The sequence below is a fragment of the Micromonospora sp. NPDC049559 genome (assembly GCF_040676675.1).
GTDB lineage: Bacteria > Actinomycetota > Actinomycetes > Mycobacteriales > Micromonosporaceae > JBFAPK01.
The window spans coordinates 100,189-123,739 of record NZ_JBFAPK010000017.1; the positions used below are offsets into that span (position 1 = coordinate 100,189).

The following is a 23,551-nucleotide window of genomic DNA, read 5'->3' on the forward strand; positions in this document are numbered from 1 at the left end:
CATCAAATCACCACACCACTCGGGCCGATGCTCATCGTCGACTGGGTCGGGCTGGACGAGGCGGCCCGGCTGCTGCGACCGTACGTCTGGAAGCGCCTCGGCCACGCGGTCGCGGCCCTCGACGGCCGGTGTCCGCGCTACCTTCACAACGGCGACCCGCATGGTGCGGACCCGACCGACGCGCGGACCGGAAACGAGGAGGCCGATGACGGAGCTGCCCGGTAAGCCGGTCCTCTACGTCGTCGCCTGCGGCGGACGGGCCGCGGGTCGGCTCGGTCCCTTCGTGGCGCACTGTCAGGATACGGGCTGGGAGGTCTGCGTGGTCGCCACCCCGTCCGCGCTGAAGTTCATGGACGTGGCACCGCTGGTCGAGCTGACCGGGCACCCGGTCCGCTCCGACTACAAGCGGCCGGACGAGCCCGACGTGCTGCCGCCCGCCGACGCCATGGTCGTCGCGCCGGCCACCTTCAACACCATCAACAAGATGGCGTACGGCAACAGCGACACCCTGGCGCTCGGCCTGCTGAACGAGGCGATCGGACTCGGCCTGCCGATCGTCGCCGTGCCCACGGCGAACGCGGCGCTCGCCCGGCACCCGGCGTTCGTCGAGGCGGTGTCGCGGCTGAGGTCCTGGGGTGTCACGGTCCTGCTCGATCCGCCGCGGCATCCGCTGCCGTCCCCCGACGACGGGCCGGCCTCGGCGGAGCCGTTTCCGTGGGACGCGCTCACCTCGGCCGTCGCGGAGATGTTGAGTCGTCGACCCGGAGGAGTGAGCTGACGATGGCCGCCGAACTGCCCGAACTGGTGATGCCGGACGCCGAGGCGTGGCGCGCCTGGCTCGGCGAGCACCACGGCGCGTCGCCCGGGGTGTGGCTGGTGCTCGCCAAGCGCGGTACCACCGAACCGACGGACCTCACGTACGACCAGGCGCTCGACGAGGCGCTCTGCCACGGCTGGATCGACGGCCAGGTACGCCGGCGCGACGAGGCCACCTACCTCCAGCGTTTCACCCCGCGCCGGGCCCGCAGCGCCTGGTCGGCCCGGAACGTCGGCATCGTGGAGCGGCTGACCGCCGAGGGGCGGATGCACCCGGCCGGGCTCGCCGAGGTCGAGCGGGCGAAGGCCGACGGCCGCTGGCAGGCGGCGTACGCCGGACAGGCCGCCGCCGAGGTGCCTGAGGACCTGGCCGCCGCGCTGGCGGCCCAGCCCCGGGCGCGGGCGATGTTCGAGATCCTGACCTCGCAGAACCGGTACGCGATCCTGTACCGGCTCGGCAGCGCCAAGCGCGCCGAGACCCGGGCCCGCCGCCTCGAACAGTTCGTCGAGATGCTCGCCCGGGGCGAGACCATTTATCCGCAGAAGCGCGGCCTCGACGGCTGACGAGCGGCGCGGGGCGGTCAGCGCAGCAGGTAGCCGACCCCGCGTACGGTGTGCAGCACCGCCGGCGGGCCGAGCTTGCGCCGTAGCTGCGCGATCAGCACGTCGAGCACGTTCGAGGCGGGCGGCACCAACTCGTCCCAGGCGGTCGCGATCAGCTCCGACCGGCGTACGGGCTCACCACCGGCCGCCAGCAGCCGCCGGAGCACCGCGAACTCCTTCGCCGTGAGGGCGAGCGCCCGGCCCGCGCGCCGCGCCTCGTGCCGGCCCGGGTCCAGCTCCAGATCGCCGATCCACAGTACCGGGGTCGGGCTGGTGCCGCCGCGCCGGCAGAGGCTACGGACCCGGGCCACCAGCTCACTCATCGCGAACGGCTTGCCCAGGTAGTCGTCGCCCCAGGCCAGTCCGTCGATCCGGTCGCTGACCGCGTCCCGGCCGGTGAGGAAGAGCACCGGTACCGGCCAGCCGGCGCGGCGCCGCTCCGCCACGTACCGCAGCGCGTCGCCGCCGGGCAGCATCCGGTCGAAGACGGCGCAGTCGTACCCGTTGACGCTCAACGCCTCGTCCGCGTCGGGCAGGTCGACCGCGGTGTCCACGGCGAACCCGGCGCCCCGCAGCGACACGTCCACGGCCAGCCGGAGCCCCTCGTCGTCCTCGGTGAGCAGTATCCGCACAGTCGCATACGGTAACCCGATTCCGTGTCATCCGGCGCGTTCGACCAGCCAGCCCCGGTCGGCCGCCTTCACCCCGGCCTGGAACCGGCTGCGGGCCCCGAGGCGGTTCATGATGGTGGACATCATCCGACGTACGGTCCGCACCGAGATGCCGAGCCGGGCCGCCGCGGACTCGTCCGTGCAGCCGGCCGAGAGCAGCGACAGCAGTTCCCGTTCCCGCCCGTTCAGCTCGGTGCCCTCCGGCACGTCGCCGGCGAGCAGCGACACGGCGGCCGGCCAGACCCGTTCGAAGAGCTCGACGACGGTGTGCACCACGCTGGGCAGCCGGAACACGGCGATGCCGCCCGCCCGGCCGTCCGGTCGATCGCCGGGAACCACGGCCACCGACTCGTCGATGACCATCGCGTCCATCGGCACCTCGGGCAGGGTGCGTACCTCGGCGCCGGCGAGCGCCAGGCTGCCGAGCCGGGCGGCCAGCGCCGGCACGGTACGGGCCCGGTCGGGGAAGAGCACCCGGTAGCGCACCCCGCGCCGCAGGTTCTCGTAGTCGACCTGGCGCAGCATGCCGACGGGGTCGGCGGTGCCCGCCCACCGGCCGCTCGTGATGAGCACGTCCCGGGTCGCCGTCGCCAGCGTCGCGTCGAGCGCGGCGTGGGTGGACAGCGCCATCGGCTGGACGGCGCGGGTACCGAGCACCGCCAGGCGCGCCGGCCCGGTCTGCGAGCGCCGACTCCGTGCCGGGGTGGGGAAGTGGACGGTCATGGGTGCGTTCCTCCAATCGGCAACGAGGCTCCAATCGGCAACGAGGCGGCGACGGCCGGTCCGTGCAGACCGTCCAGCCGTTCGAGGCGTACGCCGCACTCCGGACCGAGTCGGACCAGCTGTGCGGCCGCGGCGTCCGCGTACTCCGGGGCGGCAGCGGCGATCCGCAGCACCCCGGTCGGCCCCGGGGCGTGCGCGGCGACGGCGACGGTGAGCGCGACGTCCGGTACCTGGGCGAAGATCCGGCGCAGCACCGAGGCCGGGTCGAGCGGACGGGTCCCGGTCCCGCGCAGCCGCATCCCGACCTGGCTGACCGGTCCGGCCTGCCAGTACCGCCACCGCTCGCGCAGCGCCTCCCGGCCGGGTCCGGTGTGGGTCAGCGCCCGCACGGTGGCGAGCAGTTCCCGCTCCGGCAGCACCACGAGGTCGAGTCCGCTTCGGCGGGCGCGGCGCAGCGTCCGGCGGGTGGTGTTGCCGAGCGCGACGCGGAGCGGCTCGTCCTCGGCCGCGTCGGCGTCCCGGCGGGCCCGGACGGCGAGCCACGCCCGCAGCCGCGCCTGCCGGGGGCCGCGGTGCAGCACCAGGTCCAGCTCCAGCCACGGCACCTGGTCGGCCGGCTGTTCGGGTAGGAGCGCGCCGGAGAACGCGGCGCGGACGAGGTCCCACGGGTCCCGCGCGTGGGCGGGGGAGACGCCGCCGGGCCCGGTCGCCGCCCCGGGACCGGCCCCGGCCCCGGGTGCGTCGCCCGCCGGCCGCAGCACCGCGACCAGGGCGTCCGGCTGGCTGACCAGCCCGGCCGGCGCGCCGCCGAACTCGGCCGTACCGAGCCGGGCGCCGGGCAGCAGCGCCGGCAGCAGGCTCTCCGGGCCCGGGCCGCCGGTGGGCGGGGTGGCCGGCGGCAGCGCGTACGACCGGCGGCGCAGCAGCCAGCCGGCGCGCCGGTGCAGCAGGGTGGAGAGCCATTCGCCGCGTACCCGGGCGGCGCTCAGCCCGAGCAGCACGGCCGCCGCCGCGCCGAGCCCGGTCGCCACCGGCCAGGGCCGGGTGACCGCGACGCCGGCCAGCACCAGGGCGAGCTGCCAGCAGACGATGCGGGCCACCGGCGGCAGGGTCCGCGACCACGGTACGGGGCGAGGTGCGGCGTTCGGTACCGCGCCGCCGCCCGGCCGGTACGGGACGGCCCCGGTGGCGGGCACCGACGCGGCCCGAGCCGCAGCCGGTGCCGGAGCCGGAACCGGGGGCGAGGTCGGTGCCGGAGCCGAGGCCGAGGGCCGTGCCGCGAGCGGAGGCGGTGGAGGCGGCGGAGGTGGAGGTGGTGCGGGGAGCGTGGCGTGCGGGGTGGCCGGGGGCCGGGTCCGCGTCGCGGCCAGCACGGGCCGGAACGGGCGGCGTCCGGTCGGCGCGGCTCCCTGTCCCGGAGGGGCGGTCGTCCCGGCGGGGCCGAGGCCGCTGGTGTCGGTGGTCATCGCCCGGCTCCCCTCACGCGACCCGGCGCCGCTCGTGCCGCCGGCCCGGACCGGCGGAACATCCGGCCAGGTGCCGGAGCAGGACGTGCCCCCGGTAGGAGTCCGGCCCGGCCGGCTCGAGCAGTCCCCGGTCGACCAGCGCCTCCAGGCACGCCCGCGCCGCGTCGCGGCCCACGCCGAGCGTCCGCGCCACGGCCGACGGCCCGAACTCGCCCGGCAGCCCGTCGAGCGCGTGCCAGGTCGCGAGTACCAGGCCGTCCAGCCGCCGGCAGCTGTCGACGACCGAGCGTCGTACGGCCTCGGAGAGCACCCGACACGGGTCGTCGCGGAGCTCGTCGGCGAGGCGCCGCACCGTCCACTCCGGACGGGTGTGCAGCCGCGCGGCGGCGTCGCGCAGCGCCGCGGGCAGGCCGCCGCAGCGGCGTACCACGTCGGCCAGGGTGTCGGTCAGGGCGTCGGTCGCGGCCGGCGCGACGGCCGGCCGGCCCACCGCGTCCGCCCGGTCGCCGATCGCCGCCCGGAGCAGCGCGGTCCCGTTCGCCCCGGCCAGCGGTTCCAGCCGGATCCGGGTCGCGCCGTCGCAGTGCCAGCCCCGGCCGCGGGTGGTGACCAGGGTCAGGCAGGCCGTCCCGGCGGGCAGCAGCGGCAGGACCTGGTCACCCGAGGACGCGTCGTCGAGGAGCAGCAGGACCCGACGCCGGGCCAGCTCCGAGCGCCAGAGCGCGGCGCGTTCGCCCGGGTCGGCCGGGGTCTCCGCCTCCGGTACGCCGATCCCGCGCAGCAGCCGCCCCAGCACGTGGCCCGGGTCCGCCGGGTCGCCGTCGGCGTTGCCGCGCAGGTCGACGAAGAACTGCCCGTCCGGGTAGCGCGGCGCGAGCCGGTGCGCCGCGTGCACGGCCAGCGCGGTCTTGCCCACGCCGGCCATGCCGTCGACGAGCACCACCGGCGCGGCGCCGGTCGCGGCCCGCCGTACCGCCGCCAGCTCGGCCGCGCGGCCCGCCAGCGGCACGTCCCGGGGCAGCTCGCGGCGGGCCGCGCCGCCCCGCGCCCCGCCGAGCGTGGCCCGGTACGCCTCGGCCAGCGCCGGACCCGGTTCGATCCCCAGCTCGCGGGCGAGGACCTCCCGGGCCCGCTGGTAGGCGGCCAACGCCTCGGCGCGCAGCCCGGACGCGTGCAGGGCCCGTACCAGCAGCGCCCACGCCCCCTCGCGCAGCGGCGACTCGGCGGTCACCGCCCGCAGCGCGGCCACCGCGGGCGTACCGCGCCCCAGCGTCAACTGCGCCTCGGCGAGCAGTTCCCGCAGCTCCAGCCGCAGCTCGTCGAGGTGGGCGACCGCACCGGCGACCGACGGGCCGGCCAGGTCGGCGAACGGCCGTCCCCGCCACAGCCGCAGCGCCTCCTCCAGCAGCCGCACCGCCCGGTCCGGGTCGCCCTCGGCCACGGCCACCCGGGCGGCGCGGCCCAGCTCGCCCGCCAGCTCCGCGTCCAGTTCACCGGCGCCGACCCGGACCCGGTACGCGCCGGGACGGCCCTCGATCCGCGCGTCGCCCCCGTACCCGGGCAGCAGGCGGCGCAGCTGCCAGACGTAGGTCTTCAGGTTCGCCTCCGCCGAGGCGGGCGCGGCCTGATCCGGCCATACCGCGTCGACCAGTTCGTCCCCGGCGACCCAGGTATTAGGCTGCACCAGCAGGGTCGCCAGCAGCGTCGCGGGCTTGCCCGCGCCGAGCTGGCGCGCGGCCGGGTTGTGGACCTCGAGCGGGCCCAGGACGTGGAAGAGCACCTGCCGCACCTCCCCGGATCGGCTGCGTCGGCCGCGGCCGGCCGCCGCGGTGCCCCTACGATCCGTCCGCACACATGAGGTTCCGATGACACGCCCTTCGACGCCGAGGAGCGACAGCGTGCGCAGCGACCGGGAGGGCCGCCGGTGCGGGTGATGGTGGTCGAGGACGACGAGAACCTGCGGCTGGCGCTCACCGTCGAGCTGGGCGGGGCCGGTCTGCGGGTGGACCAGGCCGGCGACCTCGCCGCCGCGCACGCCGTACTGTCCACCGTGGAGCACGACTGCGTCGTCTTCGACCGGACGCTGCCCGACGGTGACGCGATCGGGTACGTGCACGGGCGCCGGCAGGCCGGCTGGGCGGTACCGGTGCTCTTCCTCACCGCCCGGGACAGCCTCGCCGACCGGGTGGCGGGCTTCGAGCACGGCGGCGACGACTACCTGGTCAAACCGTTCGCGATGGCCGAGTTGACCGCCCGGGTGATGGCGCTGTGCCGGCGCGCCGGCGCGGGCCGGCCCTCGGTGCTGCGCCACGACGACCTGGAGGTCGACTGCGCCCGCCAGCAGGTCCGCCGGGCCGGGGTGCTGCTCAGCCTGACCGCCAAGGAGTTCGCCGTGCTGGAGTACCTGATCGCCCGCCCCGAGCAGGCGGTGAGCCGGACCGAACTGATCGAGCACTGCTGGGACAACAGCACCGACCCGATGTCGAACGTCGTCGACGCGGTGGTCCGCCGACTGCGCGCGAAGCTGCGCGGTCCGGAGCTGATCCACACCGTACGGGGGCACGGGTACCGGCTCGGCGGGCCGGTCGCGTGAGCGGCTCCGCGGCCGGGCGGCTGCGCCGGTTGCGCCGGTGGCTGACGGTGCTCTTCACCGTACTGAACACGCTCGGGCTGGTCGGCCTCGCCGGGCTGGCGATCCACGCCGACTCGGTACAGCGCGAGCAGCGGCTCGACGGCGAGCTGCGGCGGGTCACCGCGGCCGTGCAGCGGCTGGTGCAGCTGCGGCCCGACGGCACGTTGATCACCGAGTACGCCCGCGAGGACCCGTTCGACACCCAGTGTCCCCGGTTCGCGATCCTCCCCGCCGGGGCCGGGCGGTTCAGCGCCTACTTCAGCCAGCGCCGCTGCGTACCGGTGGACCCGGCGGTGCTCGCCGATCTGACCGTACAGGCGGTGGAGACGGGGAAGCAGCTCAACGGGTACGTCCCGGGCACCGGTGGCGAGCTGGTCCGGATCGTCGTCGAGCCGTTCCGCAACCACAGCGGGCAGTACATCGGCGCGGTGGTCGCGCTGGCCGACGCGGGACCGGAACGCGCCGGCCACCAGCGCCTCGTCCTGCTCGTGGTCGGCGCCTGCGCGTTGCTGGTCGGTGCCCTCGGGGTCGCCGGGCACGTCCTGTCCGGCCGGGCCATCCGTCCCGCGCTGGCCGCCCTGGAGCAGCAGGAGGTGCTGCTCGCCGACACCGCGCACGACCTGCGTACGCCGGTGGCGGCGCTGCGCGCGCTGGCCGAGACCGCCCTGAGCAATCCGACGGAACGCGCCGACCTGCTGCCGCGTACGGTCGACCTGGCCGCCCGGATGGGCACCATCATCGACGGCCTGCTGGTACGGGCCCGGCTGGCCGCCGGCGTCGAACAGCTCTCCCTGCAACCGGTCTGGCTGGACCAGCTGGTCACGACGGTGGTGGAGGAGACCCCGACCGACGGCGCGCAGGTGACCGTGACGGCGGCGCCGACCAAGGTGAACGCCGACCCGGGGCTGCTGCAACGGGCCATCGGCAACCTGCTCGACAACGCGCTGCGGCACGGACGGCGTCCCGGCGACCCCGCGGTCGTGCACATCACCGTCGCCGGTGGCCGGGTCATGGTGGCCGACCACGGCCCCGGCATCGACGTCGAGCAGGCCCGGGAGAACTTCGACCGGTTCCGCAGCGGCGGCGGTTCGAGCGGGCTCGGGCTGCCGATCGTCCGCTGGGTGGCGCAGGCGCACGGCGGGCAGCTGCGGGTCTACAACGCCGAGGAGGGCGGCGCGATCTTCGAGTTGGTGCTGCCGGTCGGCGACGACTGAACGCGGACACCCGACCGCCCTGTACCGAGGGTGGACGGATTCTGTAAACGTCCTTCTATGCTCGGACTGTGATGAGGATGGGCTTTTCGCGGCGACTCGTCCCCGGGTCCGCCCGGAACGTGGTCCCGGGCGTCACCCGAACCATGCGTGGGCTGCTGTCCCGCCGCCGTCGGCTGCCGCTGGTGCTGCTGGTCGGGGTCGCCCTCACCGCCGTCACGGCGGCCGTGTCGGGAGCCGCCGCGCCGCTGCCCGGGCTGCGCTTCGCGCAGGGTGGCCACTGGGTGGCGAGCCCCGGGCTGGGCAAGGTCTTCCACATCAACGGCGCCGCCCGGCGGGTCGACGCCCAGGCGCCGGTGGGCGAGATCGAGGCCGGTAGCCAGGTGGTGCAGGGCGACACCAGCGGCTACGTGGTCGGCCGTACCCGGATCGTCGAATTCGGCAAGTCCAGCCTCTCGGTGGAGAGCACCATGACGCCGCCCACCGGCGAGCGTCCGGTCGCCGTCGAGGTCGCCGGCGGGCCGTACCTGGTGTACCGGGAGGCCGGCCGGGTGGTGCGGCTCGGCGAGCCGCCCGCCACGATCCCGGCCGGCGGGGCGCTCGGCGAACCGGTCACGACCCGCGACGGCACGCTCTGGCTGAACCGGCTCGACAACGGGGTGCTCTGCCGGCTCTCCGCCGGTACGGACCGGATCTCCTGCCCGGCGGTCGCGCCGACCGGGCACACCGGCTCGCTCACCGTGGTCGACGGCCGCCCGGTCTTCGTGGACACCGCCGCCGACACGCTCAGCCCGGTCACCGACAGCGGGCTGGGCCGCCCGACGCCGATGGGGGTGGACGTGCCGGCGTCGGCCCGCGTCGCGCCGGCCGACGTCGCCGGGCGGGTCGCCATCCTCGACCCCGACGGGCGACGGATGCACCTGGTCGACGCCGGACGGCTGGACACGGGCCGAGCCGTCGCGCCGGTCAGCGTCGACCTGCCCGACGGCACCTACGCGGCCCCCACGGTCAGCCGCTCGTCGGTGGTGCTGCTGGACCTGAAGCGCAACGCCGTGCTCACCTACAACAACCGGGGCGAACAGCAGCGGGTCACCGCGCTGCCGCCGGAGAACGGCGAACCGGCGCTGCGCCGGGGCGAGGACGAGCGGGTCTACGTGGACGGCGCCGAGGGCCGGCACGTGCTCGTGGTCGACCGGGACGGCGCCGTCGGTGGCGTACCGGTCGGCGGCCGGCCGGAGGGCTCCCGTACGCCGGTGCCGCCCCCGCCGCGACGCGAACCGCCCGCCGGCGACGACGCCAACGGCGGCCCCGCGCGCCCGGCCAGCGAGGATCGGCCGGTGCCGGCCAGCCCGCCCGGGATGCCGGGCGGCCTGACCGCCTCCGTGCGCGGCAGCGACGTGGTGGTCAGCTGGAAGGCCGCCGCGAACAACGGGGCCGCGGTGACCGGGTACCAGGTCCGCTGGACGCCGGCCTCGGGCAGCGGCGGCGGTTCGTCCACCCGCCCGGGCAGCGCGCGCTCGATGACGGTGACCGGCCTGAGCCGGGGCGTGGCGTACACGTTCACGGTGGTGGCGCAGAACTCGGCCGGACGCGGCTCGCCCGCGACGGCGCGGGCGACCGTACCGGCCCCGAGCCGGACGGTCTCGCTCACCCGGGGCCGCGACACCACGTACAAGGACCTCTGCGAGGCACCGGACTGCGCGTTCATGCGGGTGACCATGCGGGGCTTCGCGCCGAACACCTCGTACGAGATCAAGCCGCACTCCGACGAGTGGCCGAACTACAACCCGGGCACCACCCTGCGGACCGACCGCAACGGCAACCTCACCTTCGAGGACTTCCCGTTCGACGCCGTCGGGCAGCACGTCTGGGTGACCGTGGCCGGGCTGGAGTCCAACCACTACCTCTGGAGGGCCGGGTGAGCACGCTGGCGGGCAACGCGAGAGACAGCGAGGCGCCCAGTGCGGGCGGGAGCGTGGCCGGCGCGGGCGACAGCGAGGCACGCAACGCGGGCGGGAGCGTGGCCGGCGCCGGGGCGGTGGCCGAGATCGCCGCGTCGATCGCGGCGAACGTGGAGCGCGTGATCCAGGGCAAGTCCGAGCTGGTCCGGCTCGCCGTCGCCGGGCTGCTGGCCGAGGGGCATCTGCTCGTCGAGGACGTACCGGGCCTCGGCAAGACCACGCTCGCCCGCTGCCTGGCCCGCAGCATCGGCGGGCGGTGGAGCCGGATCCAGTTCACCCCCGACCTGCTGCCCAGCGACATCACCGGGGTCACCGTCTACCACCAGAAGGACGAGCGGTTCAGCTTCCACCCGGGCGGGGTCTTCGCCAACGTCGTGGTCGCCGACGAGATCAACCGGGGGACGCCGAAGACCCAGTCGGCGCTGCTGGAGGTGATGGCCGAACGCCGGGTCACGGTGGACGGCACGGCGCACGAGGTACCCCGGCCGTTCCTGGTCATCGCCACCCAGAACCCGATCGAGATGGAGGGCACCTACCGGCTGCCCGAGGCCCAGCTCGACCGGTTCCTGATGCGGCTGTCGGTCGGCTACCCCGACCTCGACGCCGAGCTGCGGGTTGTCCTGGCCGACTGCGCCGGCACCGGCCCCGACGACCTCACCGCGGTGGTGGACGTCGCGACCCTCGCCGCGGCCAGCGCCCAGGTCCGCGCCGGGCACGTCGACCGGGCGGTGGCCGGGTACGCCGTCCGGCTCGCCGCCGCCAGCCGCGAGCACGCCGCGGTGCGGTACGGGGCCAGCGTCCGGGGCAGCATCGCGCTGGTGCGTACCGCCCAGGCCCTCGCCGCCATCGAGGGGCGGGACTTCGTCACGCCGGACGACATCAAGCGGATCGCCGTACCCGTCCTGGCCCACCGGCTGATCCTCACCCCGGAGGCCGAGTTGAACCAGCGCGGTACGGCCGAGGTCGTCGCGGAACTGCTCGACGCGACCCCCGTACCCGCGGTGAGCGCGGGCCGCTGACCGTGCACCTGACCCGGCGCGGGCGCGCCGTGCTCGTCATCGCCGTGGCGCTGCTCGCCGCCGGGCTCTGGGGCCGCTACCCGTTCCTCGCCGCGCTGGGCGCCGTCGGGCTCGGCGCCGTGCTGGCCGCGGTGCTGCTCACCGCGCGCGGGCTGCCGGTCGAGGTGCGCCGCTCGGTCTACCCGGACCGGGTCGAACGGGGCCGCCCCGCGCTCGCCCGGCTGGCGGTACGCAATCCCGGCCGCCGGCGCCAGGCCGGTTTCGCGGCGGTCGACGCGGCCGGCGGCGCGGCACGGACCGTGCGGGTACGGGCGCTGCCGCCCGGCGCCGAGGCCGTGCACCACTACGAGCTGCCCACCGGCACCCGCGGCCGCTTCACCGTCGGTCCGCTGACGCTGCACCGGGAAGATCCGTTCGGGCTGGCCCACCACGCCTCGGCCGCCGGGGAGACCGCGACCCTGCGGGTGCACCCGCGGCAGCTGCCGGCCCGGGCGCTGGTGGGCGGTCACCCCCGGCACCACCACGAGGGGGCCGACGACGCGCTGCGCGGCTCGGCGGAGCTGCAGGAGGTCCGCGAGTACCTGCCCGGCGACGAGGTACGGCACCTGCACTGGAAGGCGACCGCCCGGACCGGCCGGCTGATGGTCCGGGACCTCACCGACCCGGACCAGCCCCGGCTCACCCTGCTGCTCGACACCCGGTCCGACGCGCTGTCCGCCGGCGCCTTCGAGGAGGCGGTCGAGCTGGCCGCCTCGCTGCTCGGCGCCGCCGCGCGGGCGGGACACCACACCCGCCTGGTCACCTCGTCCGGCCTGGACCTGCCGCAGCCGGGCGGCGCCCCGGCCGCGCGCCGGCTGCTGGACGAGCTTTGCGAGCTGCGCCAGGACCCGCGCTCCGCCGAGCTGGTACCCGCGCCGCTGCCGGCGAGCCGGCCCGCGGGCGGCCACCTGGTGGTGGTCGCCGGTGCGACGGGCGGGCTCGCCGCGGCGGCCTGGCTGCGGCAGCGGTTCCCGGCGGTCTTCCTCTTCGTGCTGGGTAGCCCGGGCGTGCAGGCCCGGGGAGCGACCCAGGCGGTCCGCGCGGGCGCGGGTACCCGGGTGTTCCACGTGGACGGTGCGGCGGAGGCGGTGCGGCGCTGGAACGAGGTGACGGGGTGACCGCGCACGCCGCCCGGGCCGTACCGACGGTCTGCCCGGTTCTCGCCGCCGCCCTCGCCGGCCTGCTCTTCGCGCCGGTCTTCGGCCTGTCCGCGCTGCTGCTCCCGGTCGGCGTACCGGCGGCGGCGGTGCTGCTGGGCGCGGCCGTCTGCGCCGGCCGGTCGGCACTGGAGCCGTGGCGCCCGCTGCTGCTGGCCGGGGCCGGCCTGCTCGCCGTCACCGAGACCCTGCTGTGGCCGACCACGCGGGCCGGGCTGCCGACCGGGGCGACCGGGCGGGCCCTGCTCGCCGGGGTCACCGACTCGTGGCAGCTCGTGCTCCAGTCGACCTGGCCGGCCCGGCCCGACCCGGAACTGCTGCTCTTCGTGCCGCTGCTGGTCGTGCTCGCGGCGGTGCTCGGCATCGAGCTGTCGCACCGGCCGGGCGGGCCGCTGCCCGCGCTCGCGCCGAGCCTCGCGGTGGCGACGGTCGGCCAGCTCTACCACGCCCTCCCGCCGGGGCCGGCCGCCGTCGCGGCGCTGGCGTACGCGGGGCTCGCCGGCGCCCTGCTGACCGGCCTGCCGGCGGACCGGCCCGCGCCCGCCGTCGCCGGCGGCGAAGGTCGGCCCGACGGCTCGCGCGGCACGCCCGCCGCGCCGCGACCCTTGCCCCCGCCCGACCTGCGCCCCGGTCCGGCCGCGACCTCGACCCGGGCCCCGGCGTCGCGGCGCCCGGTGCCGACGGCGGCGGCGCTGTCCCGCCTGGTACCGCCGGCGGCGCTCGGCGGGCTGGCGGTGCTCCTGGTCGCGGTCCTGCTGCCGGCCGCGCCGCCCCGGTACTCGCTGCGCCAGGACCAGCGCGTCCCGCTGCCCGACACCCGGGTGACCGACCCGCTCGACGACATCGCGTACCGGCTCGACCACCCCACCACCGCCGTGTTCCGGGTCCGGGACGCCGCCGGGGTGGACCGCTGGCCGCTGGTCGTGCTGGACAGCTTCGACGGGGTCAACTGGCGCCCCGGCGACCGGTACCGCCGCCTCGGTACCGAACTGCGGCCGAGTCCGGCCGTGACCGTACCGGTGCGGTCCCGGTCCGCCGAGATCTCCACCGTCGACACCGGCGGCCCGTGGCTGCCGAGCCAGACCTGGCCGGCCGGGGTGCGGGGCGTCGACCCGCTCGTCGAGCAGGAGCAGAACACGCTGCTGAGGCCGGAGGGCGGCGCCGACGTGCGGTACCGGCTCAGCTGGTGGCAGCCGGAGATCGACGCGCGGGAACTCGGCTCGGCCCCGATCGACCAGTTCGCGCCCGGTGGGCTCGGCGGTGTCGGCGAGGTACCGCCCGAGGTCACCGACCTCGCCGAGCAGGCCCTGCGGGGGGTACGGCCCACGTTCCAGGCCGCCCTCGTGCTGGAGGCCTTCCTCCGGCAGAACTACCGGCTGGCCGTCGGAACCGACCTGCCCACCGGGCACGCCTGGCCGAACCTGGCGGAGTTCCTGCTGCACAGCAAGCGCGGCACCAGCGAGCAGTTCGCCGCCGCGTACGTGGCGCTGGCGCGGATCGGGGGCATCCCGGCCCGGCTGGTGGTCGGGTTCCGCGCACCACAGACCCCCGACCCGGACGGCGGGTACACGGTCCGCAACGGCGACGTGCTGGCCTGGCCCGAGGTGGCGGTACGCGGCATCGGCTGGGTGCCGCTCGACCCCAGCGGCAGCGCGACGGTCGCGGCCGGCACCGGCGACCGCGGCCTGGCCGGGGTCGCCGCGCAGGTACGGGCCCAGCTGCCGGCGCCACAGGATCTGCGCGATCCACCGGTCGCGCCGCCGGACCGGCCCCCCGGCGGGAACAGCGGCGCGGCCGGCGGCGGCCTGCCCTGGCGGGTGCCGCTCGGCGTCGCGCTGCTGCTGGCGCTGGGCTGGCTCGCGGGCGTGCCGCTGGCACAGGAGGTGCGGGCCGGGTGGCGCCGCCGCCGACCGGGTCCGGCCGGGGTGGTGGGCGCCTGGGCCGAGGCGCGCGACCGGCTGCGCGCGCACGGGGTGGCGGTGACACCCGGCATGACCGTGCGCGACCTCGCCGCCGCGGCGGCGGGTGTCGCCAACGAGTCGACCGTGGACGGTCTGCGGAGGTTGGGCGTGGTGGTGGACCGGGCGCTCTGGTCCGGCGCCGGGCCGGTCGGCGGCGACGGCCGGGAGGCGTGGGCGGCGCTGCGCGCGGTACGCCGGGGGTTGGCGCGGCGCGGGTGGCGGGCGCGGGTGCGGGCGGCGCTGGATCCGCGCGGGTTGTCGCTCTGGCGCTGACCTCGTCGGTGGTTGCGGTTTGGGCGGGGTCTGCGGTGGGTTGGTGGTTGCGGTTTGGGCGGGGCTTGCGGTGGGTCGGTGGTTGCGGTGGGTTGGTGGTTGCGGTTTGGGCGGGGCCCGTCGTACCCGGCGAGTCCCGTCAGGCTTGATGTCCTCGCCGGGCACGGCGGGCCCCGCGTCCGTCGCCGTCCGGGTCCGCCGTCAGCTCCCCGGGCCGCGCGTCGCTCGGCGGTGTCACTTGACGCAGGTGGCGCCCCGGATCGGCTTGGGCTGGCTCTCGTAGACCTCGATGCTGTCGCTGCCCTGGATCTGGAAGCAGTACCTGCGCACCGGGTCGACCGGCACCCGGTAGCTGTTCCCGCTGCGCACGAGGAGCACCTTGGCGGGCTCGCCCTCGGCCGCGACGACCACACCGAAGTCCAACGGCTGGCTGCTGCGCCAGGAGAGTTCCACCTCGTTGCCACGGTCGACCGGGTCGGCCAGCTCCAGCTGCACGGCCGGACGGGTCGGCGTGGGCGCGCCGGTGCTGGTGGCGGCCGGCGAAGCGGCCGGGGCCACCGCCAGCTCGGCCGGCCGGTTCCGCAGGATCGGTACGGCCACGACCGCGAGCAGCGCCAACGCGGCGGTCGTGGCGAGCAGTACGGTCCTGCGGCCGGGCCGCCGGGACGAATCCCCCGCCCCGAAGACCAGGATCGGCTCGCCCTGCGGTCGCGGCCCGGGCGGATCCGTTGGCGGCACGACCGCCGGCGGGGCGGCGTCGGTCGGCTCCGCCGACGTGGTGCCGGGCGCGAGCGGCTGCACCGCCGTCGGGTCGGGTGGGGGCGGCTGGACCGGCGTCGTATCGGGTGCCGGCTGCGGTCCGGGCGTCGCCTCGAAGTCGTCGAACGGGGGTTCGGCCACGTCGCGGTCCGGGTCGGCGTGCGGGTGGGCATCGCCGTCCGGCTTGCTGTCGCGGTTCGGGGTGGCGTTGCCGTCCGGGGTGGCGGCGGGTTGCGGGTGGCCCGGGGCGGGTGGTTCGGGCGGCTCCTGGAGCGCGTCGAGCCGCTCGGCCACCGTCCGGGCGGTGGCGGGTCGGGCGTCCGGGTCCTTGGCGAGCAGCGCGGCGACCAGGCGCGTCAGCTCCGCCGGCAGGTCACCCCGGTCGAGCGGCGGGACCGGCGTACCGAGCACCCGCAGGACCCGTTCGCCCTCCGGCTCGCCCGGCGGGCCCTGGTGCGGGGAGCGGCCCGACAGGGCCAGGTACAGGACGGCGCCGAGGCCGTACAGGTCACCGCGTTCGTCGACCGTGCCGTCCCGTACCGTCTCCGGGGCCAGGAACTCCAGGGCCCGGGCGGAATCCCGCGGGAACGCCTGCCGCAGGGCGGCCCCGAAGTCGGCCAGCAGCGGCTCGCCCGAGGGGCGGAACAGCACGTTGCCCGGGGTCACCCCGCCGTGCGTGATGCCCAGCTCGTGCGCGCCGGCCAGCGCCGCCGCGAGGGCGCTGCCCAACGCCAACGCGTCCGGTACGGAGAGCGGGCCGAACGAGTCGAGCAGCTCCGGCAGCGACTGGGTGCACAGCTCCATGCGCAGCGCGCTGTGCCCGTCGGCCAGCTCCTCGATCCGGTCGGCGACCAGCACGGGTGCCCGGTCGCGCAGCGGTGCGAGCCGGCGCAGTTCGGCCTCCACGGTGGACCGGCTGCGCCGGTCGAGCCGGCCCGGCAGGACCTTCAACGCGACGGCGTCACCGGTCGCCGCGTCCACCGCCGCGAACACCGTGGCGGCCGGGCCCGCGCCGAGCGGGACCAGCTCGCGGTACCGCGGGTCCGTCGTCATGGTGGCGTCCATCCGTGCGCTCTCCTACCGGCTGCCGGGTCGGGGTGGCTCGTCGGTGGGCGGTGCCGCCCGCTCCGACGGAGATGTCCGCTAGCTGCCGTGCCCGTTCCGGCGCCCGACCGGCTGCTCCATCGTAGGGATCGAGTCCGTACGCAGGGAGCCGGCGGCAGGTTGCTGCCGCTGTCGCCGTACTCGAGTTCGGGGAGTGGCACCGATGACGACCACGGGTCTGGTGCGAGTGACGATCGCCGCCCCGCACCGGCGGATCGACCTGGCGCTGCCGGAGCGTTCACCGGTCGCCGAGATCCTGCCGGCGCTGCTGCGGCACGCCGGTCCGGACCTCGCCGACGAGGGGGTGCGCGACGGCGGCTGGGTGCTGCGCCGCGCCGACGGGACGCTGGTGGACGAGGCCCGCACGCTCGACGCGCACCGGGTACGCGACGGCGAGGTGCTGCACCTGGTCGCCCGCCGGACGCACTGGCCCGAGCTGGAGTACGACGACCTGGTCGACGCGATCGCCGCCGGGGCGGGGCGCACCGGGCGGCTGTGGGGACCACGGCACACCCGGCTGGCCGGGCTCACCGGTGCGGCGATCGCCGTCGGGCTGGCGCTCGTCGCCCTGCTGCGCGCCGGTCCGCCCTGGCCCGGCCCGGGACTGGTGGCGTTGGCCGTGGCGGCGGTACTGCTCACGGCCGGTACGGCGCTGGCCCGGGCGGCCGGCGACGCCGCCGCCGGTGCGCTGCTGGCCGCGTTGGCGCTGCCCGCGGCGTTCACGGGCGGCGCGCTGCTGCTCGGCGGCGGGTCGCCGCTGACCGGGTTCGGCGCCGCGCAGCTGCTCGGCGGCTGCGCACCACTGCTGCTCACGGCCGTGCTCGCCCGGCTGGCCGTGGTCGACCGGACGGCGGTCTTCGTCGGGGCCGCCACGGTGGGGCTGCTCGGCGGGGCGGCGGCCTGGGCGGCGAGCACCGGGGTGGCGGACGGTGCCGGCGCGGCGGCGGTGCTGGCCGGCGCGGTACTGCTCTTCTCGCCGCTGTTCGGGCCGCTGGCGATCAGGTTGGGCCGGGTACCGATGCCGGTGCTCCCGCGTACCCCGGCCGACCTGGTCCGGGACGAGCCGCAGCCGCCGCGGCGGGCGGTGTACGCGGCGGTGCTGCGCGCCGACGGTCTGCTTACCGGCCTGGTGGCCGGGTCCGCGCTGGTGGCCGGGGTGGCCCAGGCGCTGCTCGCCACCCGGCCCGGCGCGGCGACCGTGGTGCTGCTGGTGGTGCTCGCGGCCGGGCTGAGCCTGCGGGCGCGGCTCTACCCGGCGCTGCGGCACCGCGCGCCGATGCTCGCCGCCGGGTTGACGGGGGCCGCCTGCCTGGCGGCGGGTCCGCTGATGGCCGAACCGGGCCGCCTGCTCCCGGTCGCGGTACCGGTGCTGGTGGCGGTCACGGCGCTCGCGGTGCTCGCCGGCCTGCTGCACAGCCGGCGGGCGCCGGGCGCCCTCCTCGGCCGGGCCGGAGAGCTGCTGGAGCTGGTGCTGGTGCTGGCCTGCGTGCCGGCGGTCTGCGCGGTGCTCGGGCTCTACGGCCTGGTACGCGGGCTGGGGGGCTGACATGGCGTCCAAACGGGACCTGTTGCAGGCGCACCGGTTCCTCACCCAGCGGGTGCTCTCCGCGCTGGTGACGAGGGAGACCGACCCGGAGCAGCCGCCGTTTCGCCGCCCGTCGGGCGCGGTGTGGGGCAGCATCGCGATCGCCGCGGTCACCCTCACGGCGGTCGGCGTCTACGGTCTCGTCGTTCCCGGCGGGAACCGGGCCTGGCGGGACGGCGCCGCGGTGATCGTGGTGAAGGAGACGGGCACCCGGTACGTCTACGTCGACGGGCGGCTGCACCCCGTGCTCAACTACGCCTCGGCGCTGCTGGTGCTGGGGCGCAACGCGCCGACCCGCACCGTCTCGCGCGAGTCGCTGGTGGGGGTACCGCGCGGCCCCCGGATCGGCATACCGGACGCGCCGGACGCGCTGCCCAGGGCGGACCGGGTCAGCACCGCCGGGTGGACGCTCTGTTCCCGGCCGGCCCCGGACGAGACGGGCGGGACCGTCGACCGGTCGGTGCTGCTGGCGGGGGCGGAGCCGACCGGTGGGCGGACGTTGGACGAGGCGGCGTTGCTGGTCGAGGTCCCGGAGACCGGTGACCAGTACCTGATCTGGCGCGGGTACCGGCACCGGATCCGGCAACCGGACACGGTCACCGTCGGGCTCGCGCTGCGGGCCGCGCCGCGTACCCGGGTCGGGCTGGCCGTGGTGGACGTCCTGCCGGCGGGCGAGCCGATCGCGCCGATCCCGGTACCGCAGGCCGGTCGGCCCTCCACGGCCGTGCCCCGCCGGCCGGAGCTGCGTACCGGGCAACTGCTGCGAGTGCAGACCTCGGGCGGCGGCGTGCAGCACTACCTGGTGGAACGCGATCGGCTGCGCTTGATTTCCGAGCTGCAGTACGACATCCAGCTCGCCCACCGGGAGACCGTGGCGGCGTACCGGGGTGGTGAGCCGATCGGCCTGCCGCTCGGGCTGGTGGCCGCCACCGAGGCGCGCCAGGAGGTGCCGCCGACGCCGGGGCCGGACGCCGCCCCGCCGCGCCGCCCGGACTTCGCCGAGCCCGGGCCCGGGCCGGTGACGGTCTGCGCGACGTACGACGACGGCCGCTGGGTGCCCCGGCTCCGCGTCGGCGCGGCCCTGCCGGCGCCCGAGGCGATGACCGCCACCGCCGGCCGTACCGCCGAGGGGTTGCCGCTCGCGGACCTGGTGTACGTACCACCCGGGCGGGCCGCGCTGGTCGAGGTGATGCCGAGCGTCACGGCCCGCTCGGGCACCGTCCTGCTCGTGACGGAGCTGGGCCGGGCGTATCCGCTGGCCGGTCGCGAGGTGCTGCGGATCCTCGGCTACGACCGGGTCACCCCGGTACGGCTGCCCGCCGGGCTGGTCGCCCGGGTGCCGCTCGGCAGCGGCCTGGACCCGTTGGCGGCCCGGGTCGGCTGACGCCCCCTGGAAATGCTCGCGGAATTCGAGCGATGTCCCCCGGCAGGGTCGCGGCCTGCCTCGTCCGTCGACGGTGGGAGAAGAGAGTGAGTGCGATGGAAAGCCCGACGGCCCGGCCGCGTACGGTCGGCGTGGCCGGCGGCCTCTGGATCACGCTGGGCGTGCTACTGGCGGTGGCGGGGGCGCTGACCGCGTTCCAGGCCCTGGGCAACGGTGAACTGACCATGGTGCTCGCGGGCGTCCTCGTCGGCGGGCTCGGGGCGGCGTTCTGGGCTTCCGGGGTGTCGCTGCGCAGGGGCAGGGACACCCGCGTCGTCCTGACGGTGCTCGGCGGGCTCCTGAGCCTGTTCGTCTGGCCGGCGTTGCTCGCGGTACCGGCCATCGTGCTGCAGTACCGGGCGAGCAGCAGGCGATGGTTCGACTCGCGGCGGTCCATCGACTGATTCACCTGATAGCCGGGCCGCGCCGTTGCTGCCACGGTCCGACATGAACCACAGTCCGACAGGAAATGGCCACTACCACCGATCAGATACCCTCTGAGATCCAGGCTCCCCGATACAGGGGGAAGCTCATCGGAACCTCGTCCTTAGTGCGCAGAGATTGGGTAGGAATCAACCTTCGCCTGAATGGAACGAGAGGAGCGGCCAGGATATGTCCAGAGGCTTTCTCGGCACGGTGGTCGCCGGGGTCTTTCTGCTCGTCGCGGGCCCCGGTGTCGCCCTGACTTCCACCTCGCAAGGCGTGGACGTCATTCGGAAGATCGGTCCAGGCGTTACCCGGAATGGCGGCGGTGCCGCCCCGAGCGACATGTTCTGTGGTGGGAACACGAACACCACGATCAGGGCGCAGAACGAGATCGAATCTGGTGACGTCGACGGCGGCAACGGTGGCGACGTGGCCGTCACGTTGACGGCTCCGGATCGCGCCCCGGTCAGCCTGGACCTGCGGGCCGGTGATGGTGGCGACGGCGGCGAGAGCGGTGAGGGGCAGGGCGCTGACCAGGCGGAGGACCTGGGCGAGTACGCCGGTCAGACGAATCCGCGGAACAGTAACAACCAGAATCAGACCTCGACCGATGGAGCAGGTGCGGGCGCTCCAGCGGGAGACGACGTCCGGGAAGGGGAAGCCGCCGACGCTCCGTCAGGCGCGGCTGGGTCAGGGGCTACCTGTGACGGGACCGGCGCGAACAGCGATACCTCCATCGACGCCGTCAACAACATCTTCTCCGGGAGCGCCGACGGCGGTCATGGCGGCGACGTGAGCGTCACGTTGACGGCTCCGGATCGCGCCCCGGTCAGCCTGAACCTGCGGGCCGGTGATGGTGGCGACGGCGGCGAGAGTGGTGCGGGGCAGGGCGCTGACCAGGCAGAGGATTTGGGGGAGTACGCCGGTCAGACGAACCCGCGGAACAGTAACAACCAGATTCAGACCTCGACCGGTGACGAAAGCGCGGACGCTTCCTCGGGCGACGAGGACCGGGAAGGGGAAGCCGCCGACGCTTCGTCAGGTGCGGTTCGGTCCGGGGTTGCCTGCGGCGGGACCGACGGGAACAGCGACACTTCCATCGACGCCGTCAACGGCATCTCTTCCGGGAGTGCCAGTGGCGGCAACGGCGGCAACATCTATCTCATCATCAATGCGAGCTAATTTCTGCTTGCCTGAGCCGTCGCTGGCCGGCCGCTCTCCTGTGTGGACATTCTTGGGTCGCTCGACGTGAGGACGGGTGCGGTGGAGGTTGGTCACGTCCACGGATGCGCCAAACATCATTCCGTCGGGACGTATCAGGGCCACGGAAAGTGAGCGGAATTCGGGTCTCTCGACTCCTGCGTGCTTGTCGCCAAATTGTCGAAAGGTGCCGGAAACGCCCCTGGTCGTCGTGATGCGCGCGTTCTATGCTGCCAATATCTGGCTTCGGCGATCACATTGATCGACGGCCAGGCAGTGCGGCGATCGCCTCGCGAAAGGAGTCTCACGTGTTCACCAGACCATCGCACGAGATCGAAATCCGGTCGCTCACCAGAAACCTGGTTCGTGGCCTCGCGCTGGTGGGTGGCGTGGCCCTGGCGGGTGTGCTCGCGCTCGCCGCTCCCGCGTCCGCCCGACCGAACGAGCAGGTCAGCGGCGTGCGTGTCGCGGCCATGCCGGTCGCGGCCCGTGACGTCGCCCCGGGTGCGGTCGCGGCCGCGATCACGCCGACCATCACTCCGGCGGCCGCCCGCATCCGGTACGTGACGAACCCCGCGGCGACTCCGTGTCCCAGCGGGAACCTCTGCGCTTTCGTGCGGGATCCCACGAGGCCGGGCTACTACAAGGTGTTCGATCTCTACACCTGCGCCCTGTACTACCTCTCCTACTGGCAGAACACGGGTTACTACAACAATGCCCAGACCGGCGGCGTCCGTGTGACGTTCTACGGTCAGAGCGGAAACGTACTGAAGACCTTCACCGCCACCGGTTTCGGTACGCAGAACTGGGACCCGGTCTGGCGTATCCGCAACTGCTGAAAATCAAATGCCTTTCGCTGCCGGTTCGGCCCCGGTCAACCAGACCGGGGCCGAACCGGCCGGCTCAGGCGCCCGCGCTCGCACCGGTCCCGGAGCTTCCCGCCGTGGTCGGGAAGGAGCGCTCACCGGCGGTCGGCGATGATCTCGCCGGTGGTGGCGAGACCCGGGTTCCCCGCCTCGAACGTGGCGCCGTGCGGGTCCGCCTCGCTCGGGGCCGACTCGAAGACGTCCGCGCCGAACGCCGGGTCGGCGGGGTCGGGCCCGAGCGCGGGATCCCACCACAGCGGCGCGATCCCGATCCAGTTGGTGTACTTGATCGGGTCGTTCGGCGGTACGGTCGCGTGCACGCGGGAGCCGAGCTGCTCGACCGGTACACCGTCCAATCGCAGCTCGCTGACGTGCTCCGCGCCGACCCCGGGGCTGGAGACGAGGACGAGGTCGTCCACGGCCAGGCTCTCGTCCCGGGCGGCGTGGCCGACCAGCGTGGTCCCGTAGCTGTGCCCGACCACCGTGTTGTGCGACGGGGCACCCACGTGCGTCGCGCGCAGCCCGTCCTGGAAGCGGTCCAACGCCGCCTTGCCGTTGTCGGCGTAGCTCTCGCTCCCGGCGTTGTACAGGGTGTCCGGGGCGTCGTACCCGATCCAGGCCACCACGGCGGTGTCGGTACCGCCGGCCGCCCGCCGGAGCCGTTCGGCGCGGTCCAGCTCGCCGCCGACGCTGCCCAGGTCCGCGCTGGTGCCCGGGACGACGGTGGCGACGTTGTGGGCCGTGTCCGGGTTGCCCAGGGAGACGACGGCCCGGCCGTCGTCGGCGGTGTCGAGCCCGAGCAGGTACGGTCGCGGCGCGCCCTCGGGTACCGGTGCGGCCAGCCGGTTCCGCAGCGATCGCAACGCGTCGACGGCCTGCTGCGCCTCGGTCAGTTCCGCCTGCCTGCTGGCGGTCGTATGCCACGAGGCCGCGCTCCTGCTCCGGGCGTCCTCGTACGCGGCGATCTCGTCCCGGCGCGCCTCCAGCGCGGCGATTTCCCGGTCGAGCACCGACCGGTTCGCCCGGTCCCGCACCTCGGCCGGAATCCCGTCGAGGTTGCGGACCAGGTCCGGCGAGTCACGCTCGATCGCGGCCCGCTGCTCCGGCAGCAGGTTGTCCCACCACTGGCGTACCTCGCCGGGCGGCGCGCCCTCGGGCGGTCCGGGCGGCCGGCCCAGCGCCGCCCCGCCCGCGCCGGCGATCCGGCCGGCGCCGTCGTTGACCAGCCCGGTGACCATGGCGGCGACCTGGTCGACGAACTGGTTCTGCAGCAGCGGCGCGAACGGCCCGGTCGAGATCTCGGCGTAGCGCGGGAGGTTCGCCTCGATCAGCGACACGATGGCGGACTTCACCGCGGCCACCTCGGCGGCGAAGACGTCGGCGCGCCGGGCCAGCTCCATCATCTCTGACCCGGTCACCGCCACCATGCGCAGGTGCTGCCCGGCCCGGCGCTGGAACGCCGTACCCGCGGCGTCCGGCCAGCCGTCGGCGAGACCCCGTACGTCGTACCCGCCGGCCCGGATGAACCGGTCCCCGGCGCCGCGCCAGCCCTCGGCGAGGGCGCGGACCGCGTCCTCGTCCGGCTCCGGCCAGCCGCTGATCGCCCTGACCCGGGGCCAGAAGCCGAGGTCGGCGGGAGGTTCGGGTACCGGCACG

Annotated in this window: 20 protein-coding genes; 14 read left to right on the top strand and 6 right to left on the bottom strand. The window is 75.6% G+C overall.

Features of this window, described 5'->3' with window-relative positions:
- Positions 1–27: 27 nt before the first annotated feature.
- The 3 genes from AB0J86_RS19705 to AB0J86_RS19715 are packed head-to-tail and all read left to right on the top strand — an operon-like array spanning position 28 to position 1,380.
- Positions 28–225: a hypothetical protein gene (locus AB0J86_RS19705; RefSeq protein ID WP_363858998.1), complete on the top strand. Its 198-nt coding sequence runs from the start codon at positions 28–30 to the stop codon at positions 223–225.
- On the top strand, positions 206–778 hold the full coding sequence (locus AB0J86_RS19710) for a flavoprotein (RefSeq protein WP_363858999.1): 573 nt from the start codon (positions 206–208) through the stop codon (positions 776–778). The genes AB0J86_RS19705 and AB0J86_RS19710 overlap by 20 nt, the downstream gene beginning before the upstream one ends.
- 2 nt (positions 779–780) lie before the next feature.
- Positions 781–1,380, top strand: a complete 600-nt coding sequence (locus AB0J86_RS19715; protein WP_363859000.1) for a YdeI/OmpD-associated family protein — start codon at positions 781–783, stop codon at positions 1,378–1,380.
- Between the two features lie 17 nt (positions 1,381–1,397).
- Here the strand turns inward: AB0J86_RS19715 and AB0J86_RS19720 are convergent, their stop codons facing one another.
- From AB0J86_RS19720 to AB0J86_RS19735, 4 genes are all read right to left on the bottom strand, one after another.
- Positions 1,398–2,051, bottom strand: coding sequence for a response regulator transcription factor (locus AB0J86_RS19720; protein WP_363859001.1), 654 nt, complete (start codon positions 2,049–2,051; stop codon positions 1,398–1,400).
- A 27-nt stretch (positions 2,052–2,078) separates the two neighbouring features.
- On the bottom strand, positions 2,079–2,813 hold the full coding sequence (locus tag AB0J86_RS19725; RefSeq protein ID WP_363859002.1) for a LuxR C-terminal-related transcriptional regulator: 735 nt from the start codon (positions 2,811–2,813) through the stop codon (positions 2,079–2,081).
- Positions 2,810–3,913: a type VII secretion protein EccE gene (locus AB0J86_RS19730; protein WP_363859003.1), complete on the bottom strand. Its 1,104-nt coding sequence runs from the start codon at positions 3,911–3,913 to the stop codon at positions 2,810–2,812. The genes AB0J86_RS19725 and AB0J86_RS19730 overlap by 4 nt, the downstream gene beginning before the upstream one ends.
- 379 nt (positions 3,914–4,292) lie before the next feature.
- The gene (locus AB0J86_RS19735) at positions 4,293–6,059 is read right to left on the bottom strand and encodes a BTAD domain-containing putative transcriptional regulator (RefSeq protein ID WP_363859004.1); all 1,767 of its coding nucleotides are present in this window, start codon (positions 6,057–6,059) and stop codon (positions 4,293–4,295) included.
- A 153-nt stretch (positions 6,060–6,212) separates the two neighbouring features.
- Here AB0J86_RS19735 and AB0J86_RS19740 point away from each other — a divergent pair, with 153 nt between their 5' ends.
- The 6 genes from AB0J86_RS19740 (at position 6,213) to AB0J86_RS19765 (ending at position 14,532) form a co-directional block, all read left to right on the top strand.
- Positions 6,213–6,872, top strand: coding sequence for a response regulator transcription factor (locus AB0J86_RS19740; RefSeq protein ID WP_363859042.1), 660 nt, complete (start codon positions 6,213–6,215; stop codon positions 6,870–6,872).
- The gene (locus AB0J86_RS19745; RefSeq protein ID WP_363859005.1) at positions 6,869–8,125 is read left to right on the top strand and encodes a HAMP domain-containing sensor histidine kinase; all 1,257 of its coding nucleotides are present in this window, start codon (positions 6,869–6,871) and stop codon (positions 8,123–8,125) included. The genes AB0J86_RS19740 and AB0J86_RS19745 overlap by 4 nt, the downstream gene beginning before the upstream one ends.
- A gap of 71 nt (positions 8,126–8,196) precedes the next feature.
- On the top strand, positions 8,197–10,044 hold the full coding sequence (locus AB0J86_RS19750) for a fibronectin type III domain-containing protein (RefSeq protein WP_363859006.1): 1,848 nt from the start codon (positions 8,197–8,199) through the stop codon (positions 10,042–10,044).
- A gap of 98 nt (positions 10,045–10,142) precedes the next feature.
- A complete protein-coding gene (locus AB0J86_RS19755; RefSeq protein WP_363859043.1) occupies positions 10,143–11,102 on the top strand; it encodes a MoxR family ATPase in 960 nt (319 codons plus the stop codon).
- A gap of 2 nt (positions 11,103–11,104) precedes the next feature.
- Positions 11,105–12,259, top strand: a complete 1,155-nt coding sequence (locus AB0J86_RS19760) for a DUF58 domain-containing protein (RefSeq protein ID WP_363859007.1) — start codon at positions 11,105–11,107, stop codon at positions 12,257–12,259.
- Complete coding sequence (locus tag AB0J86_RS19765; protein ID WP_363859008.1) at positions 12,256–14,532, top strand: transglutaminase domain-containing protein; 2,277 nt, start codon at positions 12,256–12,258, stop codon at positions 14,530–14,532. The genes AB0J86_RS19760 and AB0J86_RS19765 overlap by 4 nt, the downstream gene beginning before the upstream one ends.
- 234 nt (positions 14,533–14,766) lie before the next feature.
- Here the strand turns inward: AB0J86_RS19765 and AB0J86_RS19770 are convergent, their stop codons facing one another.
- Positions 14,767–16,344, bottom strand: coding sequence for a protein kinase (locus tag AB0J86_RS19770; RefSeq protein ID WP_363859009.1), 1,578 nt, complete (start codon positions 16,342–16,344; stop codon positions 14,767–14,769).
- A gap of 214 nt (positions 16,345–16,558) precedes the next feature.
- Between AB0J86_RS19770 and eccD the strand changes: the two genes are divergently transcribed.
- The 5 genes from eccD to AB0J86_RS19795 all read left to right on the top strand — a co-directional run bounded on the left by eccD (position 16,559) and on the right by AB0J86_RS19795 (position 21,868).
- Positions 16,559–17,941, top strand: coding sequence for a type VII secretion integral membrane protein EccD (gene eccD / locus AB0J86_RS19775; RefSeq protein WP_363859010.1), 1,383 nt, complete (start codon positions 16,559–16,561; stop codon positions 17,939–17,941).
- A 1-nt stretch (position 17,942) separates the two neighbouring features.
- Complete coding sequence (gene eccB / locus AB0J86_RS19780) at positions 17,943–19,364, top strand: type VII secretion protein EccB (protein ID WP_363859011.1); 1,422 nt, start codon at positions 17,943–17,945, stop codon at positions 19,362–19,364.
- A gap of 95 nt (positions 19,365–19,459) precedes the next feature.
- A complete protein-coding gene (locus tag AB0J86_RS19785) occupies positions 19,460–19,807 on the top strand; it encodes a hypothetical protein (protein WP_363859012.1) in 348 nt (115 codons plus the stop codon).
- Positions 19,808–20,015: 208 nt separating this feature from the next.
- Positions 20,016–21,011 (top strand): hypothetical protein, encoded by a 996-nt coding sequence (locus AB0J86_RS19790; RefSeq protein WP_363859013.1) that lies wholly within the window; start codon positions 20,016–20,018, stop codon positions 21,009–21,011.
- Between the two features lie 326 nt (positions 21,012–21,337).
- The gene (locus tag AB0J86_RS19795; RefSeq protein WP_363859014.1) at positions 21,338–21,868 is read left to right on the top strand and encodes a hypothetical protein; all 531 of its coding nucleotides are present in this window, start codon (positions 21,338–21,340) and stop codon (positions 21,866–21,868) included.
- A 122-nt stretch (positions 21,869–21,990) separates the two neighbouring features.
- On the opposite strand, the gene AB0J86_RS19800 is transcribed toward AB0J86_RS19795, so the two are convergent.
- Entirely contained in the window at positions 21,991–23,550 is a 1,560-nt protein-coding gene (locus AB0J86_RS19800; protein ID WP_363859015.1) for an alpha/beta hydrolase, read from the bottom strand.
- Position 23,551: the final 1 nt, after the last annotated feature.

Excerpts from the sequence above, each read along its gene's own strand:
- AB0J86_RS19705 (WP_363858998.1), top strand. The coding sequence starts at position 28 with ATGCTCATCGTCGACTGGGTCGGGCTGGACGAGGCGGCCCGGCTGCTG.
- AB0J86_RS19710 (WP_363858999.1), top strand. The coding sequence starts at position 206 with ATGACGGAGCTGCCCGGTAAGCCGGTCCTCTACGTCGTCGCCTGCGGC.
- AB0J86_RS19715 (WP_363859000.1), top strand. The coding sequence starts at position 781 with ATGGCCGCCGAACTGCCCGAACTGGTGATGCCGGACGCCGAGGCGTGG.
- AB0J86_RS19725 (WP_363859002.1), bottom strand. The coding sequence starts at position 2,813 with ATGACCGTCCACTTCCCCACCCCGGCACGGAGTCGGCGCTCGCAGACC.
- AB0J86_RS19740 (WP_363859042.1), top strand. The coding sequence starts at position 6,213 with ATGGTGGTCGAGGACGACGAGAACCTGCGGCTGGCGCTCACCGTCGAG.
- AB0J86_RS19750 (WP_363859006.1), top strand. The coding sequence starts at position 8,197 with ATGAGGATGGGCTTTTCGCGGCGACTCGTCCCCGGGTCCGCCCGGAAC.
- AB0J86_RS19770 (WP_363859009.1), bottom strand. The coding sequence starts at position 16,344 with ATGACGACGGACCCGCGGTACCGCGAGCTGGTCCCGCTCGGCGCGGGC.
- eccD (WP_363859010.1), top strand. The coding sequence starts at position 16,559 with ATGACGACCACGGGTCTGGTGCGAGTGACGATCGCCGCCCCGCACCGG.
- eccB (WP_363859011.1), top strand. The coding sequence starts at position 17,943 with ATGGCGTCCAAACGGGACCTGTTGCAGGCGCACCGGTTCCTCACCCAG.
- AB0J86_RS19785 (WP_363859012.1), top strand. The coding sequence starts at position 19,460 with ATGGAAAGCCCGACGGCCCGGCCGCGTACGGTCGGCGTGGCCGGCGGC.
- AB0J86_RS19790 (WP_363859013.1), top strand. The coding sequence starts at position 20,016 with ATGTCCAGAGGCTTTCTCGGCACGGTGGTCGCCGGGGTCTTTCTGCTC.